Below are 19,967 nucleotides of genomic sequence, written 5' to 3' on the forward strand. Positions count from 1 at the left end.
CCATGAATAAAACAGCCATTAAAAATTTTGCAGTCTGGGCCAGAAATAAACTCATTGCTGATATTACTTATAAAGCCGGACTGTTGGGAATAAGCGGAAAAGAAATCAAGGAGCCCTTGCCCCAGTCGACTCCTACCATCCAGTTTTTTGATATTGGGACTAAAGATCCTTATTCGATTAGCGGAAACCAAATTAAGCAGCGACAGGAGTTGGTTAAACTTCTGAAAGAAAAGGAACAGGAAGATGCGTTTAACAACCTGGTTGAGGAAGTAGCCTATACCTGGTTTAACCGGCTGATTGCCATTCGCTTTATGGAAGTCAACGACTATCTCCCCACCCGGATTCGGGTGCTGTCTTCGGAAAAAGAGGGGAAGTCGGAGCCTGACCTGGTCACCAGTCCTTTTGATGCGGATTTGGGCTATTCAGATCAGGAAAAGGCTCAGATTATTGCACTGAAAAAGAGTAACCAGTGGGACAAACTGTTTCGGATGCTTTTTATTAAACAGTGCAATGCCTTAAATGAAATTCTGCCAGACCTCTTTGAAAAAACCAATGACTATTCAGAACTCCTGCTAAATTTTTCATATACTGACAGCGATGGGGTGGTGGCCCATTTGGTTAATGATATTGCTGAAGATGACTTCAATGTCGAAAAAGAAGGCCAGGTGGAAATTATTGGCTGGTTTTATCAGTATTACAATACTGAACCCAAAGATGAGGTCTTCGCGCTATTAAAAAAGAACGTGAAAATCACCAAAGAACGTATCCCGGCGGCTACCCAGCTGTTTACTCCTGACTGGATCGTTCGCTATATGGTAGAGAACAGCCTGGGACGATTGTGGCTGGAACATTGTCAGGCTGAGTCGGGATTATCAAGTGAAGTGATGAATGCCAGCTATTATGGCTGGAAATATTATCTGGAAGAAGCTGACCAGGAAGCGGAAGTTGAAAAACAGCTGGCTGCTATTCGGGAAAGCTATAAAGATCTCCGACCACAGGATATTAAGCTGATTGACCCTTGTATGGGCAGTGGCCATATTCTGGTTTATGCCTTTGATGTTTTAATGGCGATCTATGAAAGTCAGGGTTACAGCCAGCGGGATGCCGCCGCAAGTATTCTGGAAAGCAACCTCTACGGTTTGGATATCGATAAACGGGCCTATCAGCTTTCTTATTTTGCCCTGATGATGAAAGCTAGACGATACAATCGGCGGATTTTTTCCAGCGAGATTAAGCCTCATATCTATGCGATTGAAGAAGGTAATGGGATTGCAACAGCACCAATGCATGATATGGGCTTGAATTTATCAGAAGAAGAGTTTGATGTTGCGGTAAAGCAGGCAATGCAGCTGGTTGAAGAATTTCATGATGCCAAAGAATATGGCAGTATTTTAAATATTACGCCCTGCGATTGGGACCTGCTTCGTCGTTTTGCCGTGCCGCGTGCAGAGAACAATCAACTCACCTTTGATATTCATGGCTCACAGGAAGCTTCCGTTCGTCTGCAAAAACTCATTGATATTGGGGAGGCTATGGTACATAAATACCATGTGGTAGTGACTAATCCGCCCTATATGGGCAGCAAGGGAATGAGTGCTAAGCTATCGGATTTTGTGAAGAAGAATTATCCGGACAGTAAAAGTGATTTGTTTGCGGTCTTTATGGAAAGCTGCGGACAGATGACTAATAAAAATGGCTTTCAGGCCATGATTACCCAGCATGCCTGGATGTTTCTTTCCAGTTTTGAGAAACTGAGAAAAAAATTAATGGAGAGAAATCTTGTCAATATGGCTCATCTCGGACCAAGAGCTTTTGAAGAAATTGGTGGTGAGGTGGTTCAGACAACCGCGTTTGTTATGGTGAATAATCAGTTAAAGGATTATCAGGCGACCTATGCCAGATTAATTGATTATACTAGTCAGAATGCTAAGGAAGAAGCTTTTCTGGCAGGGAACGATATATATACGGCTAAGCAGGAAAACTTTTCTAAAATACCGGGAATGCCAATTGCGTATTGGGTGAGTGTAAAGTTTTTAAAAATTTTTGAGAATCAAAAATTATCAGACATTGGAGATGGTAAGGCAGGTTTGCAAACTGGTAATAATGATTTGTTCTTAAAAAAATGGTTTGAAGTTTCACATAGTAATATTTCTTTTTGCATGAAAAATAAGGTTGACTACTTAAATAGCGGTAGACGATGGGTACCACAAATTAAAGGTGGTGAATTTCGGAAGTGGTATGGAAATTTTGATTATGTTGTAAATTGGGAAAATGATGGCCTTGAAATAAAGAACTGTTCAGGATGTAGATTGAATGCAATGGGAAATGATGAGCTGTTTTTTAAAGAGGGATTAACATGGTCACATACTACTTCGGGTGGCTTTGGTGTACGGTTTTTACCTAGTGGTTTTCTTTTCAATGTAGAAGCACCTACATATTTTACTATGAAAGAAAATGAGCATTTTATTTTAGGTTACTTAAATTCAAAGGTCGCTCAATCTTGCTTAAATACTATGAATGCAACACTCCATTATTTAGTTGGCAATATTACTGCGCTACCAATTATTTTACAATCTAGCAAACAAGTAGAAGGATTAGTTCATGAGAATATAACCCTAGCAAAATATGATTGGGATTCCTTCGAATCTTCATGGGATTTCAAAACGCATCCCTTACTCACCTATAAATCCAACGATAATCTGGGTATAATCCGCTCTTACGAACAGGATGGAAAAGGTAATCTAGTGGATACCGAAATATCTTTTAAAAGTGGTTGCATCAAGGAAGCTTTTGAACGCTGGCAGGATTTTACGAATATGAAATTTACCCAACTTAAAGCCAACGAAGAAGAACTCAACCGCATCTTCATTGACATTTATGGCCTACAGGATGAACTCACCCCGGAAGTTGAAGATAAAGATGTGACCATCCGCAAAGCCGATCTTAGTAGAGAAATTCGTTCCTTTATTTCCTACGCCGTCGGCTGCATGTTCGGCCGTTACAGCCTGGATGTTGAGGGTTTGGCTTATGCTGGCGGCGAATGGGACAATCAAAAATACAAAACCTTTATCCCGGACAAGGATAATGTCCTGCCCATTACCGATGAAGAATATTTTGAAGATGATATCGTCGGTCTATTTATAGCCTTTGTTAAAAAAGTCTATGGACAGGAAAGTCTGGAAGACAATCTCGATTTTATTGCGGCTGTATTAGGCAATAAAGGGAACACTTCAAGAGAAATTATCCGCAACTATTTTCTCAAAGACTTTTATAAAGACCACTGTAAAATTTATCAGAAACGCCCGATATACTGGCTCTTTGACAGCGGCAAAGAGAACGGTTTTAAAGCCTTAATCTATCTGCATCGTTATAATGCCGATACCATCGGAAACCTGCGCATCGATTATCTTCATCGGATGCAAAAGGTCTACGAAAGTGAAATGAACCGAATGCAGGAAACTATCGAGAATAGCAGCAATTCCCGAGATGTATCAATAGCTGCCAAGCGCAAGGAAAAGTTGATCAAGCAGTTAAAAGAAAGCAAGGTCTACGATGAAAAAATTGCCCATCTGGCTCTGGCTCGCATTGAACTGGATCTGGATGATGGAGTCAAGGTCAATTATGAGAAAGTTCAGACGGATGTGGAAGGCAAGAAAATTTCAGTCTTGGGGAAAATATAAGATATTTGAATAATTTCCTTTAATACTAAGATTAAACACGTTATTAGCACAAAAGGAAGGTTTGATGATAAAACGTCTTTATCGTTCGTATAAAAAATACGATCTACGAACAATATAGACATTGGGTTATTGTATTAGTCGAGAGATGAAAAATGTATAGTGGTTAAATGAAAATAAATTAATGATTGAAGTACGAAACGGAAGGAGTTTAGCCAATGGAAGAACTGCTTGCAGGCGAATCTAGCAGCATTGAATATCAGCCGGGAATGCTGATTGGTGGAGTAACGATCGAAGATCTAAAGTCCGGCTGCAGCCGACCGAGAAATCGGGGGATTGTAAGTGCCTTAACCTATATGAAGATTATAGAACAATGGGGGAGCGGAATACCCAAAATGATCAGTGCCTGCAGAAAAGCTGGTTTGCCGGAACCGGAATTAAAAGAAATGGGCGGCAACTTTAGGGTAAATATGTTTAGACCGGGTGAAATAAGCAGTCTGGGTACTACCCAAGGTACTACCCAAGGTACTACCCAAGGTACTACCCAAGGTACTACCCAAGCTACCCAAGGTACTACCCAAGCGCCATTATCGGAAGCCGAGAGTGCACTTTTAAAACAGATTAGCAAGCATCCTTCTATATCCCAAAAGCAGATTGCCGATGAATTAGGTTGGAATGTCGATCGGGCCAAATACTATTTTAAAAAGTTAAAAAGAAAGGGGTTAATTAAAAGAGTGGGCAGCAGCCAAACTGGCCATTGGGAATTATTGGTGGAAGAGCAGGAGGACGGCCCATGGCAGAAATGAACCTAAAACAGATCACAGATAAACTCAATACTGAATTCAGCGGCGAAAATAGAAAACTGGTCTTCTGGTATGACGACAATGGCGACTTTGAAGCTGAAATTGATGGTCTTGAGCTTAACGGTGCAAAAGTATATCATCTGGAAACCGATAATCAGTTTCAGACCAAGCATTTTCTGGAACGGGTGGATACCATTAACAGTTATCTGATTTATGCGCCTTTTCCCAGACCATCAGTCAGAGACAATCACCTGGAGGATACTATTCGCTATTCGAAAGTCTTTTATGCCGACCGGGCATCGCTTTTGATGGTAGATCTGGGCATCGATGAAAAATACAAACCAGTGATTCAGAAGTATATTAAATTTTTCGCTGCCCGGGACCGCAGACAACGGTTTTATGATCTTGAAATCCAGAACTTTAATAAAGAAACCATTGAAGTGGCACTGATGTCCTGCCTTTGTAAAACCCATACAGCTTCCTTTGAAGAAGTCGTGCGTGCGGTTTTAATGGAGACGGAAAATCCTTTTGAAAGTAATCGTTTCTTGGAGGAGTTTCAAAAATATGATCTACTTGGCGTTTTCTGGGACTTTTGCCGTCAGAAATTTGGTTACATCGAGCAAAGTCCATCGCTGGAAAAACTGGTTTTTACCCTTTTTCTTACGGTTACCCAAAGATCCCTTCAGAGACAGCTGCCAGAAGCTTTAAAGCCATTTATATCGAGTAAAACCGGCAATATTATAGCCTTTATGGATAGTCTGATGAATAATGTTTTGTATATTAAAAAGTACAATAAGTTCTCAGATTTTGTTCAGAAAAGGTTGGATATGGAAAGTGTTTTAAAAGGATATGAGCCGAATGATTTAATTAACTGTGATACATTTGCGGTTGTTGATCAGCTCCTGATTGATTGGCTGGTGGAAAGGCTTTTGGTTGAAGATACCGGAGCCAAATTAGGAGACCTTACCCTTCCGGAGATTTGCCGGGAACGACTTAATGGGCATTTTTCCGAAGAATTTACGACTAGCTATAAGTTGCTGAACCACGCTTATTATTTGATAATAAATGCTAATTATCAGTGCCAAAATAATTTTAAGGAATTAGTTGACCAGTATCTGAAAGTCGATTTTGAGATGGATGGTCACTACCGGAAATTCTTTTATTACTTTGATCAGCTTGGTGATACGACTGGTTTTGAAAAGCTTGCTTCTCTAGTGGAGAACATCTATAGTAATGAGTATCTTGATAAGATTGTGCGTGGCTGGAATGAGACTTTTGAGAGTGAAGAAGTTAAGACGACATTGCCACTGCAACGACGTTTCTATAAACGAATCATTGAGCCTAATAAGGATAAACTGGTCGTGATTATATCGGATGCCCTGCGTTATGAAGTAGGCCATGAACTGTTTTTAAAATTGCAGGCGGATGAACGATGCACGGCCAGTTTTTCTGGAATGCTGGGGTTAGTCCCTTCCACTACCCGACTGGGAATGGCGGCACTGCTTCCGCATCATAGTCTTTCTGTAAGTGATGATTACAAGGTTTTGCTGGATGGTAAAACTGCCGATGACCTGAAACAACGAGAGTCCATTCTAAAAAGCTATGTTTTAAGTAGCCGCTGTGTTCAGTTTGATGACATCAGGAACATGAAAAAGGCGGAGCTGAGAGAAGTCTTTACTGGTCAGGAGGTCGTTTACATCTATCATAATCAGATTGATGCCAGGGGAGATAAAGCAAACACAGAAAATGAGGTGTTTACCGCCTGTCAGGAAGCGGTTGAAGAAATTGACGGATTGATTCGTCGCCTTTCAGGCAGTGCCAATACCTATCATTTTATGGTGACGGCTGATCATGGATTTATTTATAAACGTGATAAGCTGCAGGAAAGTGACAAGCTGTCAAATAATGCCGAAAAAGATGCTTTTGTGAACCGTCGTTTTATTATTCACAGTAATCCTTTAATCGGGGACGGGATTGTATCAAGAACACTTGGAGAGATACTGGGGAATGACGATTCTAAAAGAGTAACCACGCCCATTAGCGCCAATGTTTTTAAAGTGACTGGTGGTGGACAGAACTATGTTCATGGTGGATCATCTCCCCAGGAAATGATTGTTCCACTAATCGATATAAAAATTGAAAAACGACGGGTGGAAACAAGGCCGGCATCAATCATGCTGGTCAGTGTGATCAGAAAGATTACGACTCTCAATGTATTTCTGGACTTTATGCAAGCAGAAGCAGTGGGAGAGGGCATCAGCCCGGCCAGCTACCGAATTTATTTCATTTCTGACGATAATGAAAAAATATCTAATGAGTTGTTATTTATAGCGGATAAAAAAGATAATGACGCCCAGCAACGGATGGTCAGGTTGCATTTCAGTTTGAAAAATCAACACTATGATAAATCGGGGAAATATTATCTGCTGGCAGTCGATGAGTCCAACGACCTTGAGATATTTAGACATGAAGTATCAATGGATTTGGCCTTTGCGAATGATTTTGGATTTTAGTCGAATAAGACAGGAGGCGATAGGATGAGCAAAATAGAACAGGAAATCAAGACTAAACGGGAAATCCTGCTGGAAAAATTAAGAAATCATTTTGCCGGTAAAATTGTGCGCAAAGATTTGACTAAAAAAATAAAAGAAGGTGCAAATGTGCCGGTATATGTACTGGAGTACCTGCTTGGAATGTACTGCTCATCGATGGATGAGGAGGAAATCGAAGCTGGGGTTTTGAACGTGAAACAGATTTTAGCAGAAAATTATGTTCGACCCGATGAAGCCCAGAAAATTATATCCAAACTTAGAGAAAAAGGCAGCTATACGGTGATCGATAAGATTTCGATTCAGTTAAATTTCAGGGCAGATATTTATGAAGCGGAGTTTTCAAATCTGGGCATTAAAAATGTGCCGATTGCGGAAAAATATGCCTCGGATTTTGAGCGGCTCTTATGCGGTGGGATCTGGTGTATTGTGCAGATGGAATATTATTATGATGAAGGGGACAAAAATCGATGTCCTTTTGTGATCAGGAATTTGACACCCATACAGATGCCCAGCCTGGAAATGGAGGAGGTGAAGGAAGGCCGAAAGCATTTTATCAAAGAGGAATGGATTGATGTGATCCTCCGCTCAACCGGGATGGAACCGGACCATCTAAGCGAGCGGGTGAAATGGTTGCATTTAGCGCGGCTGATGCCGCTGATCGAAAATAATCTGAATCTTTGTGAACTTGGCCCCAGAGGGACGGGTAAATCGCACGTCTATAAAGAAATATCTCCCAACAGTATTCTGGTTTCCGGCGGGCAGACGACCGTGGCTAACCTGTTTTATAATATGAGTAATCGAACCGTTGGCCTGGTAGGAATGTGGGATTGTATTGCTTTTGATGAAGTGGCGGGTATCCGTTTTAAAGATAAAGATGGAATCCAGATAATGAAAGACTATATGGCTTCCGGTTCCTTCAGTCGGGGTAAGGAAGAAAAATCGGCCCTGGCTTCGATGGTTTTCGTCGGAAATATTAATCAGAGTGTGGATGTTTTGCTTAAAACCTCACATCTTTTTGATCCCTTTCCACCGGAAATGAGTAATGACAGCGCTTTCTTTGATCGGATGCACTGTTACCTGCCGGGCTGGGAGATCCCTAAATATCGACCTCAGTTTTTTACCGACAGTTATGGTTTTATTACTGATTATCTGGCCGCCTTTATGCGGGAGCTGCGAAAAATTTCTTATGCGGATGCTTTTGACAAGTATTTTAAACTGGGAAATAATCTGAACCAGCGTGATGTTATTGGGGTGCGAAAAATGGTATCGGCTTTGGTTAAACTGATCTATCCCCATGGTGAATTTGACAAGGCGGATATCCTGGAAATCCTCCGCTTTGCACTTGAGATGCGTCGGCGGGTCAAAGAGCAGTTAAAACGAATTGGCGGAATGGAATTTTATGATATTAATTTTTCCTATATTGATAATGAAGCCTTTACGGAAGACTATGTGCCGGTTCCAGAGCAGGGCGGAGGAAAACTGATCCCAGAGGGAATGAATAAGGCTGGTCATGTCTATACTATTGCCATGGGCGGAACGGGTATGCCTGGAGTCTATAAAATTGAGACTGAAATAACGTCAGGCTCAGGAAAATTCATCTGCACGGGAATAGGCAGTAAACGTGAAGACAAAGAAGCGCTGGATACTGCCTATCGATATCTGAAAGCCAACAGTAAAACGATCAGTGGTCAAATTTCAACACTGAATAAGGACTATATGCTTCATGTTCAGGATCTAAATGGAGTTGGGATGACTAGTCATTTATCCTTAACGGCCCTGATTGCCCTTTGTTCTGCCGCCATGAATAAACCGGTCATTCCGAGCCTGGGGATTTTAGGTGAATTAAGTATCGGTGGGACACTAAATAAAGTGGAGGAGCTGGCGAATATCCTTCAGGTTTGCCTGGATTCAGGTGCTAAAAAGGTTTTGATTCCCATTGTATCAGCTGGTGATATGGGAACGGTACCACCTGAACTGATGGGCAAGTTCAATCTGATTTTTTACCAGAGCCCGGAAGATGCAGTTTTTAAAGCATTGGGCGTGGAATAGAAAAAGATTGCATGGATAAAGTAAGGATCTGATAAAAACATTAAAATATATTGAATTGAGCAATTTTGAAGCGTATAATGAAATAAAAGTGGTGTTTAAAGAAAAAAAGAAAAAGAAAAAAGCACCAACTAGGTGCTTGATTTCTAAAAACGGTGGATTGCTTGTCGGTTACCACCATACCCCACGGCGACCTCCGAAGAAGTGCCTTATCTTAGAACTACTGATGGATATTGATAAACTTATAAAATATCAATTGGTATCAATTTGGTTTGATGGATATTGATAAACGTACACATTAGTAATTCTTAACAACTCCATTGTAGACGATTAACTAAGAAATGTCAATTTATTTTAAGGAGATCTGATGATATGAAATATCGATTAGGATTGGATATTGGAATTGGTTCAATTGGCTGGGCGGTTATTTCTGGTGATAAAAATGCGGCACGGATAGAAAATTTTGGGGTGCGTATTTTTGAATCAGGGGAAATTGATCAACTGGGAAAGGATCGAAAAAGTCAGCAAAGAAGAGGTTTTAGAGGAACAAGACGTCTGGTTAGACGACGCAAATTTCGAAAGAACCGAGTTAAAGGACATCTTCAAAATATTGGACTGGTAAGAATAGATGATCTGAACAGGTATTTTGAAACAGATCAGCAAGATGTTTATACCCTACGGGTTAAAGCTCTGGATCAGGAAATAACTCCGGAAGAGATTGGAGCTTGTCTTATTCATCTTAGCAATCATCGTGGATATAAAGATTTTTATGAAATGGAAAATAGTGAGCTGGATGAAGAGGAAGAAGCGGACTACGAAGCGCTAAATAATTTTGATAAGCTGTTTCATTCAAAATCCTATCGGACACCAGCCGAGTGCATTGTTGATCAATTTAAAAATGAGAAACAGCCTTATCCAGACTTCAGGAATAATCAATATCAGGATAGACATTATTTAATCAATCGATCTTATTTAAAGGATGAAATGAATCAAATTCTCACTGAACAGAGCAAGTATTACAATTGTCTGACAAACGCCAATATCAAAATGCTTGAAACGATTATTTTCAGTCAGCGTGATTTTGAAGATGGTCCTGGAGATGCAAATGAAAAATATCGTCGATACTCCGGTTTTTTGGATTCCATAGGGAAATGTATGTTTTATAAGGAGTTGGACAGAGGTTTTCGCAGCACCGTTATTTCTGATGTATACGCGGTTACCAATACCTTATCTCAGTATCAGTTTAAAGATGATGAAACTGGAAAGCCTTTTTTAAAACCGGAAGCAGCAAAAGACCTGGTTGATACACTTCTGAAAAATGGAAACCTGACCATGACAGAAGCTAAAAAAATTGTTAAAAGCCATGGGCTGACTTTGGTTAAAAGTGAATTGTCTGATGATAAGGCCCTGTCAAAAGCGATAAAATATCTAAAAGTTGTAAAAGGATCAGTTGAGAAGACGAATTTAGATTGGCAAGAATTGATATCTGAAGAGCAGTTTGACGTGGTGCAGCTATCAAAGCTTCATCAGATGGGTGAGTTGATTTCAAAATACCAGACTCCTAAACGGCGAAATGACGAATTAAAGAAATTGCCATGGATGACTGATTCCTTGCGAAAAGAACTTTGCAGTAAAAAAATCAGTGGAACGAGTAATGTCAGTTATAAGTATATGTGTGAAGCGATTAAGGCATTTTTGAACGGTGAAGCCTACGGGAATTTTCAGGCCAATCGTTTAAAAGAACGGCAGGAAAGTCTAGATACTGACTCACAGCAACGTCTCTTGAAACCGCTCGATGATTTGGAAATAAAAGATAATCCTGTTGTGTTTAGGGCCATCAATGAAACGAGAAAATTAATCAATGCGATAGTTCGCCAGTATGGAAGTCCAGAATGTATCAATCTGGAAGTGGCCAGTGATTTAAATCGAAGCTTTACTGAACGGAGCAAAATCCAGAAAAATCAGAAAGAAAATGAAAAGAAAAATGATCTCTATAAAAAGGAAATTGCTGATTTACTTGGGATTGATACTGAAGATGTCTCGGGAACTCAAATAGAGAAACTTCGTCTTTATCGAGAACAGGACGGGAAATGTTTATACTCTGGGAAACCATTTGATGACCTTAAACTTGTATTGTTGGATAAAACCCATCGCTTTGAGGTGGATCACATCGTTCCATATTCCCTTATCTTGGATAATACTGCTAATAACAAAGCGCTGGTTATGGGGAGCGAAAATCAGATAAAACGACAAAGAACGCCTTTAATGTATATGAGTGGTGTTCAAAGAGAAAATTTTATTGCCAGAATTAATGAAATGCACCATAAAAAGAAAAGTCAGATTTCCGATCGCAAATATAACTATCTGATGGTTGAAAATATTTATGATGACAAGAACAGGAAGATGTTGGCTGATTGGAAATCCAGAAACATCAATGATACCCGGTATATTACCAAATATCTGATAGGATATTTAAAAACTTATTTACTCTTTGACAGTAAGAAGAGCGAGCCGGTTTATGGAATTAAGGGTGGGATTACATCAAGGTTTAGGAAAATTTGGCTGCGTGATACGATCTGGGGAAAGGAAGATAAGAATCGGGAAAGTTACTTAAATCATGCGGTTGATGCAGTGGTCATTGCAAATCTTACACCGGCTTATGTTGAAATTTCATCAGATAATATCAAGTTGGGTCAAATCAAAAGACACCATCGCAATACGACTAATGACGAATATCAGAAATATTTGGCAGACTGTTTAAAAAAAATGACTAAATACTATAACTTTCAGGAAGATTATACTAAAAGGCTACTAACGCAGTCAAACCGTGTCCCATCATATGTAAAAGAACTTGAAAAAGAAGTGAATATCCGTTTTGAGGAAGAAAACCCAGAATTATTCGAAGAACGGATCAAGAACTTTTACGGGGATATTTCAGATTTTGAGATTAAGCCACACCTGCCGATTGTTTCACAGAAGCAGGAACGGAAATTCAGGGGAGAAATGGCTGATTCTAATCCAATTCGCGTTTGTGAAATCGACGGTGTTAAATATAAGGTTAAAAGAAAATCTGTAGCAGAACTGAAGAAAACAGATTTAGATAAACTTCGAACAAATGATTCAGATCTGATTGAAAGTTTGAATGATGTATTTGAAAACCATGCTACGGTCGAAGCCTATTTAAAAGCTAATGATTTGAAACAATTTGTTACTTTACAAGGCCAGAAAGTAAACCAGGTATCGGTTGTAGAAAAACCGATAACGAATTATTACCGAAAAGAAATTTCAGAAGATAATTATTCGGTTCTTGGCGGGATGAAGTATTATTGTGTTGAAATCTATAAAAACCAAAAAGGAGAAACGTCCATTTGGGGACTTAAATATACGGATATTGTTAATAGAGATAAAAAATTGTGGATGAAACAGGGAGTATTGCCGGAAGACTATTCAGAGCATATGATGTATTTATTTAAAAATGATTATATTGAGGTGATAAATAAAAAAGGGGAGGTTAAGTTCTCGGGATTTTATAAATCTATTTTTAATATCAATCAAAATCAACTATATTACTCTCTTGACACGCAACCTTTGCAAAAAAGAAAAGCGCTTCCAATAGCAAAGCAAGATACAGTTGTAAAATATAACATTGATCTTTTGGGAAATAAAGGGGGTGAGATCAAATGTACCGAACCCTTATCATTAATACCGGCGAAAAACTGACAGTTAAAAACAATTGGCTGATTGTAGTGGAAAATGAAATTGAGAATAAGATTCCGTTAACGGATATTTATTCTATTGTTATCGATAACCCCAGAACGACTTTGTCAGTTGCTGCTTTGAATGCTATTACCAATGCCGGTGCTCATATTCTCTTTTGCGATGGCAGTCATTTACCTGTGTCCCATACGTTTCCCATGAATAGCAGCTATGCTCCTTTTGGTAAACTAAAAATGCAGATAGATATGACCGAGTTTTTTAAGGGCCTATTATGGAAGACGATTATACAAGGGAAAATTGAAAATCAGGCAAAAGTAATGTCTTTATGTAATGTCCATGAAGAACATATACAGCGGATGCAAAGATTTAAAGAAGAGGTTGACTATGATGATGTCACCAATCGTGAAGGGATAGCAGCTAAATGGTTCTTTAATCGTATGTATGGTGCAGGATTCGTCAGAGATTATGATTCGGCAATTAATGCAGCCCTTAACTATGGTTATACAATTATTCGTTCGTCAGTTGCAAAAACTTTGTCTGTTTTTGGATTTAACTGTGCCCTGGGGATTCACCACATCAACCGTCATAATGGTTTTAATCTGGCAGATGATTTGATGGAGCCACTGCGACCATTAGTTGATTTATGGGTGGATCAAAATCAGGATAATCTGGCAACTGAACTGACAAAAGAAAACAGGCGTGATCTCATCAACCTGGTGAATCATACTGTTCTTATTGGAAACAGGAAATATCATCTTCGATATGCTTTGAATGAATATATCTCTAGCTTGACATCCGCAATAGCTGAAGAAAAGATTGAATTGTTGAAAATTCCGGAAATCCATAAGAATGACATTTTTTTTAAGGGGAATGAAGGTGAATAATCGAGTTATGAGAATAATAGTTATGTTTGATTTACCGACATTGACAAAAAGTGATCGTCATGAAGCATCGGTTTTTCGAAATAAGCTGATTAAAAATGGTTTTTTTATGGTGCAGCTGTCAGTTTATTGCCGGATTACCCGAAATCATGATGATGCGAGAAAAAACATTAATGTAGTTAAATCTTTTTTACCACCTGAAGGCTCAGTGAGAGTGCTGACACTTACAGAAAAACAATATGCCTCGATGCAAATATTGATAGGTGAAAAAACTGCATCTGAATCATTTCTTGGAACTAAGGATATTATGGAACTTTGAGAATGGCATATTAAAGGGGATTCTTGTGGATTTTCTAATATGGTAAACTTATGATTGCCTAATAGGCAAAAAAGTGGTAAATTTAATTTAAGGTTTTGGTTCTCTGATGGATATTGATAAACTTATACAATTCTAACCTATCTTTTTTAATGGATTCGGTTTTGGTTCTCTGATGGATATTGATAAACTTATACATTAATTTTCCTTTTTCATCAAAATCTGCTGTTTTGGTTCTCTGATGGATATTGATAAACTTATACCGAAAACAAGAGCACCATAAAACCGACTTTGTTTTGGTTCTCTGATGGATATTGATAAACTTATACGAAGCTTAAAACCAGCAACTAACGTTGTAAGTTTTGGTTCTCTGATGGATATTGATAAACTTATACAAATATAAATTTTACCTGGTTAGGAATTATGTTTTGGTTCTCTGATGGATATTGATAAACTTATACGTGCCAATGTGTCAATAGTAATATATCCAGGTTTTGGTTCTCTGATGGATATTGATAAACTTATACATCCTAATATTTCTTTCATCTCATCAGCCCGTTTTGGTTCTCTGATGGATATTGATAAACTTATACAACTACTGTTTCTTCAACCGTTTCCGTTTGTTTTGGTTCTCTGATGGATATTGATAAACTTATACCTAATACAGAAGCAAAGGCGAAAAGAAGCCGTTTTGGTTCTCTGATGGATATTGATAAACTTATACAATTTGCAGAATTAGTTGGGTTCTCTTTCAGTTTTGGTTCTCTGATGGATATTGATAAACTTATACCATCAACTTCATCATACCGTTCTGTTACCCGTTTTGGTTCTCTGATGGATATTGATAAACTTATACGGAAAACAGCCTTATCAAAACCAGCAAGATGTTTTGGTTCTCTGATGGATATTGATAAACTTATACGAAAAAGGCCATTTCAAACTGGGCAGCAGCGTTTTGGTTCTCTGATGGATATTGATAAACTTATACCGGAATTGTGCTGAAGCATTAGTTGATGGCGTTTTGGTTCTCTGATGGATATTGATAAACTTATACTCAAGGCCATTCTGGAAGGGCGAAAGACGGTGTTTTGGTTCTCTGATGGATATTGATAAACTTATACTTTCACACTCTTTGATATTATAAATACCTCGTTTTGGTTCTCTGATGGATATTGATAAACTTATACTGTTTTTGTAAAGCCTTGTCGCCAAAATCGTTTTGGTTCTCTGATGGATATTGATAAACTTATACGTCTGACAGCTGCTAGGTTAGCAGTTGTTCGTTTTGGTTCTCTGATGGATATTGATAAACTTATACAACAACTTCAGGGCCGTTCTCACCTACTAGGTTTTGGTTCTCTGATGGATATTGATAAACTTATACCATCAAAGTCCGTTGGTACATCAACATTGGGTTTTGGTTCTCTGATGGATATTGATAAACTTATACGTTCACATGCATCTGCTTCACGCAGATGCCGTTTTGGTTCTCTGATGGATATTGATAAACTTATACGTGGTATTTAAAGTTTTCATAGTCGGCATCGTTTTGGTTCTCTGATGGATATTGATAAACTTATACTTGTTAAACAAAGTAATGGAACTAGGAATGTTTTGGTTCTCTGATGGATATTGATAAACTTATACCTTTTTTTAAACCATTGCATTAAGCTCCTCGTTTTGGTTCTCTGATGGATATTGATAAACTTATACGTAATTCATTCAGTGATCCAGCAACAGCTAGGTTTTGGTTCTCTGATGGATATTGATAAACTTATACATCCTAATATTTCTTTCATCTCATCAGCCCGTTTTGGTTCTCTGATGGATATTGATAAACTTATACTTCTTCATCCTCGAGGAATTAAATGGACTGGTTTTGGTTCTCTGATGGATATTGATAAACTTATACAAGCTAAAACGGTAATTGGTGGTTGTGTCTGTTTTGGTTCTCTGATGGATATTGATAAACTTATACTCCACCTGGTCAATTACTCCTGTCACTATCGTTTTGGTTCTCTGATGGATATTGATAAACTTATACAAGCATTTGAAGTAATACCATCTAATTGGCGTTTTGGTTCTCTGATGGATATTGATAAACTTATACTAATTTTTCCACAACAGCAACAGCTATTGGTTTTGGTTCTCTGATGGATATTGATAAACTTATACAACAAGCAACCACTAATCATGACACTATGTGTTTTGGTTCTCTGATGGATATTGATAAACTTATACTGATGATTACATGAACCTCTGGAAGACTAAGTTTTGGTTCTCTGATGGATATTGATAAACTTATACGGATGTCATTCACATAAGGCAGGATTTTAGGTTTTGGTTCTCTGATGGATATTGATAAACTTATACAACAAGCAACCACTAATCATGACACTATGTGTTTTGGTTCTCTGATGGATATTGATAAACTTATACCACTGGCAGAAACATATGAACTTGGACATCGTTTTGGTTCTCTGATGGATATTGATAAACTTATACGCCTAAAACCTCCTACCGTCATATTTGCAGGTTTTGGTTCTCTGATGGATATTGATAAACTTATACCTTGTCAATAACGCATATCGGTAATTATCAAGTTTTGGTTCTCTGATGGATATTGATAAACTTATACCATAATCACCATATACAACTGGGTCATCTTGTTTTGGTTCTCTGATGGATATTGATAAACTTATACGCCTCATTTTGATGCGCCCTCGTCTTTTCAGTTTTGGTTCTCTGATGGATATTGATAAACTTATACGAATGGCAGAATGATATCATCACACTGGCCGTTTTGGTTCTCTGATGGATATTGATAAACTTATACATAGTCAGACCAAGTATCTCCTGGAGTGGCGTTTTGGTTCTCTGATGGATATTGATAAACTTATACTCAGAAATCCATTTACAAAAGACAGCACCAGTTTTGGTTCTCTGATGGATATTGATAAACTTATACAAAAGACCAGTTATTAATGAAATGATGGAAGTTTTGGTTCTCTGATGGATATTGATAAACTTATACTATGAACAATTTTAAATATACCTGAAAAAGGTTTTGGTTCTCTGATGGATATTGATAAACTTATACAGGTTACAGCTGGTGATATTGGTATAATAGGTTTTGGTTCTCTGATGGATATTGATAAACTTATACAATTTTAATCAGGGATTTGATGCAACGCCGTTTTGGTTCTCTGATGGATATTGATAAACTTATACATGTTTAATTTCATGACATCTAATGAAGTGTTTTGGTTCTCTGATGGATATTGATAAACTTATACGCAACAAATTATTTCCATCCTTAATGATTCGTTTTGGTTCTCTGATGGATATTGATAAACTTATACGGAGTTTTAGTGCTGATGAGTTTAGACAACGTTTTGGTTCTCTGATGGATATTGATAAACTTATACCAACGTCCCCGCTAATAGTTTCTGACAGGTGTTTTGGTTCTCTGATGGATATTGATAAACTTATACTATTCGCCTGGCTGATACTCACCGCACCATGTTTTGGTTCTCTGATGGATATTGATAAACTTATACTGAGCGTGACTGAAAACGTGGACGGTATCCGTTTTGGTTCTCTGATGGATATTGATAAACTTATACTAAAGAAATGACCTCATTTATCTGTTGTTCGTTTTGGTTCTCTGATGGATATTGATAAACTTATACCCATCAACGGTTGTTACCGTACAATTTTCAGTTTTGGTTCTCTGATGGATATTGATAAACTTATGCGCATAACGATACCATACGACGATGCTGCCTCGTTCATTGCGGTGACCGTTCTAAACAATGGTTCTGATTCAAATCGGTGAAAGCTGATAAATGTTTTTAAACAACCCAACTGGGGATACTATTCAGCGCCCACAAAGGCAAATTAAGAAGCCAATCTTCCTTTCTATAGTCAGTCATGGCAGTACGAATTGATAAACTTGGCTGAAATTTCTCATAATAAGTTTTCAGGCTTTTGGCTTTTAAATTTGTTTCAGCTTTGACCTCAATGGGAATAATCTCATTACCTGAATCAATTAAAAAATCGATTTCGGCACCGCCACGATTGTTTGTCCAGTAATAAGTTTCTAAGCTATCAAATGTTTTTAGCTGCTGTAAAACATACTGCTCAGTTAAGGCGCCTTTAAATTCTTTAAAAAGTTCATTTCCCTGAAGCAATACCCTTTGGTTCAGCCTGACCATGCATGACAATAAACCCACATCAAGTAGAAAAAGTTTGAAAGATTTTAAGTCTTCATAAGCTTTCAGTGGGAGGTTGGGAGCAGTAACACGGGGGATTTTATGAACAAGACCACAATCGGTAAGCCAAAGCATAGCCATTTCATAATCTTTTGCTCGAGATCCTTCTTTAACAAGACCATAGATGAATTTTCTGTTCTCTTTACTCAATTGAGAAGGGATACTGTTCCATAGCATCCTGATGCGGGGAATAATATCATGGGGTGCATGCTTTGAAAAATCCTGTTCGTAGGCTGCGAGAATATTATTTTGAATCTCTCTAGCTTCATTAAAGTCACGATTTTGGGAAAAGTTCACCACTACTTCCGGCATGCCTCCAACATAGTAATAATATTTGAGCATCTCAATGTATTCTTGTTTAAACGTGGATGCCATTTCAAAATCACCAACATCAATGAGCTTTACAAATGATTCTTTTCCTAAAGCCTGCATAAACTCTGTAAATGATAGGGGGTACAGGTCAATAAATTCAACTTTTCCGACAGGAAATGAAGTGCCTTGATGTAGAGCTACACCGAGTAAAGAACCGGCACAAATAATCTGGTAGTCTGGAGCATTTTCATAAAAATATTTTAAGGCTGTTAATGCCTTTGGGACTTCCTGAATTTCATCGAAAATCATCAGTGTATCTAATGGACTGATTTTATGTCCAGCATAGAGTTCCAGTCCTATTATAATCCGTTCTATATTCATATCAGTATCAAATAAGTCTTTCATCGTCTGATTATTGTCGAAATTTATATAGACTGTTTTGTCAAAAGCGTGCTCTCCAAACGTTTTCATCAGCCATGTTTTACCCACTTGACGTGCCCCCCTTATAATAAGCGGTTTTTTTTTCTTTTTCTGTTTCCATTTATTTAGATATTCAATAGCTTTGCGATACATTTTTATCACCTCACAATAAAAGTATACCCTGCAAAAACAAAAAATACAACGAATATAAGTAGAAATAATACATATTTTACGGCGAAAAAACGTATGCCTATTAATATGACTAAATTTTATGATTTGCTATGGCATCATAGTGCAAAAAAATTTAGATAATTAATAGAGCGCAATACTCTGATGGATAACGATAAACATATTTGATTTAATACAAATTGAATAAAAATATGGGATAATGAGTAAAAAGTTAAAACAGCGAGGTCATCATGAACATCGAAACCATCGAAGAAAAAATTGCGCAGTACCCAATTTTTGAATACGCTTTTATCAATCCCAAAGAAATAAACTGTTTTAAGGCAGTCAGAACTATATGTGAGCAGGAGTGCCCTCAATTTGGCCAGTCATGGTCTTGTCCGCCGGCGGTTGGAAGTCTTGAAGAATGTAAAACGCGGGTTAAAGATTATGAACATGCCCTGATTTTTTCTACCATCTCGGAAGTGACTGATTTGCTTAACATGGAGGAAATGTTAGCTACAAGGGGAGAGCATATCGAAATCGTCGAAGCACTTAAAAAAGAGGTCTTTGAAGAATCGGATGATATTCTGATTCTGACTGCTGAGTCCTGTGCGATTTGTGAAAACTGTGCTTACCCGGAAGCAAAATGCAAGCATCCTCATAAAATGTACCCCTGCGTGGAAAGTCATGCCATTAGCGTGACGGATATTTGCGAAAAAAATGGCTTGTCTTTTCTAAATGGGCACAATGTAGTCACCTGGTTTGGAATGATATTTTTCAATTAAAAAACGGCCTGAGGGC

Annotated in this window: 10 protein-coding genes and 1 CRISPR repeat array; of the genes, 9 read left to right on the forward strand and 1 reads right to left on the reverse strand. The window is 38.1% G+C overall.

Annotation, left to right across the window (positions count from 1 at the left end; genetic code table 11):
• Positions 1-2: 2 nt before the first annotated feature.
• The 8 genes from pglX to cas2 all read left to right on the forward strand — a co-directional run bounded on the left by pglX (position 3) and on the right by cas2 (position 13,995).
• Entirely contained in the window at positions 3-3,680 is a 3,678-nt protein-coding gene (gene pglX / locus Q5O24_01500) for a BREX-1 system adenine-specific DNA-methyltransferase PglX (protein WKY48030.1), read from the forward strand.
• Between the two features lie 215 nt (positions 3,681-3,895).
• A complete protein-coding gene (locus tag Q5O24_01505; GenBank protein WKY48031.1) occupies positions 3,896-4,483 on the forward strand; it encodes an ATP-binding protein in 588 nt (195 codons plus the stop codon).
• Entirely contained in the window at positions 4,471-6,993 is a 2,523-nt protein-coding gene (pglZ, locus tag Q5O24_01510; GenBank protein ID WKY48032.1) for a BREX-1 system phosphatase PglZ type A, read from the forward strand. Before Q5O24_01505 ends, pglZ begins: the two co-directional genes overlap by 13 nt.
• A gap of 24 nt (positions 6,994-7,017) precedes the next feature.
• Complete coding sequence (gene brxL, locus Q5O24_01515; protein WKY48033.1) at positions 7,018-9,081, forward strand: protease Lon-related BREX system protein BrxL; 2,064 nt, start codon at positions 7,018-7,020, stop codon at positions 9,079-9,081.
• A 55-nt stretch (positions 9,082-9,136) separates the two neighbouring features.
• A complete protein-coding gene (locus Q5O24_01520) occupies positions 9,137-9,364 on the forward strand; it encodes a hypothetical protein (protein ID WKY48034.1) in 228 nt (75 codons plus the stop codon).
• A gap of 86 nt (positions 9,365-9,450) precedes the next feature.
• Positions 9,451-12,798, forward strand: a complete 3,348-nt coding sequence (gene cas9, locus Q5O24_01525; protein ID WKY48035.1) for a type II CRISPR RNA-guided endonuclease Cas9 — start codon at positions 9,451-9,453, stop codon at positions 12,796-12,798.
• Positions 12,759-13,679 (forward strand): type II CRISPR-associated endonuclease Cas1, encoded by a 921-nt coding sequence (cas1, locus tag Q5O24_01530; GenBank protein ID WKY48036.1) that lies wholly within the window; start codon positions 12,759-12,761, stop codon positions 13,677-13,679. The genes cas9 and cas1 overlap by 40 nt, the downstream gene beginning before the upstream one ends.
• On the forward strand, positions 13,672-13,995 hold the full coding sequence (gene cas2, locus Q5O24_01535; protein WKY48037.1) for a CRISPR-associated endonuclease Cas2: 324 nt from the start codon (positions 13,672-13,674) through the stop codon (positions 13,993-13,995). Before cas1 ends, cas2 begins: the two co-directional genes overlap by 8 nt.
• Before the next feature lie 92 nt (positions 13,996-14,087).
• A CRISPR array of direct repeats spans positions 14,088-17,750; the repeat unit is 36 nt; unit sequence GTTTTGGTTCTCTGATGGATATTGATAAACTTATAC.
• A gap of 96 nt (positions 17,751-17,846) precedes the next feature.
• Here cas2 and Q5O24_01540 read toward each other — a convergent pair.
• Entirely contained in the window at positions 17,847-19,151 is a 1,305-nt protein-coding gene (locus Q5O24_01540; GenBank protein WKY48038.1) for an AAA family ATPase, read from the reverse strand.
• A gap of 266 nt (positions 19,152-19,417) precedes the next feature.
• On the opposite strand from Q5O24_01540, the gene Q5O24_01545 reads away from it, so the two are divergent.
• The gene (locus Q5O24_01545) at positions 19,418-19,951 is read left to right on the forward strand and encodes a DUF2284 domain-containing protein (protein WKY48039.1); all 534 of its coding nucleotides are present in this window, start codon (positions 19,418-19,420) and stop codon (positions 19,949-19,951) included.
• Positions 19,952-19,967 lie beyond the last annotated feature (16 nt).

It is taken from the genome of Eubacteriaceae bacterium ES3 (genome assembly GCA_030586155.1).
Classification (GTDB): Bacteria; Bacillota; Clostridia; order Eubacteriales; family Eubacteriaceae; genus Acetobacterium.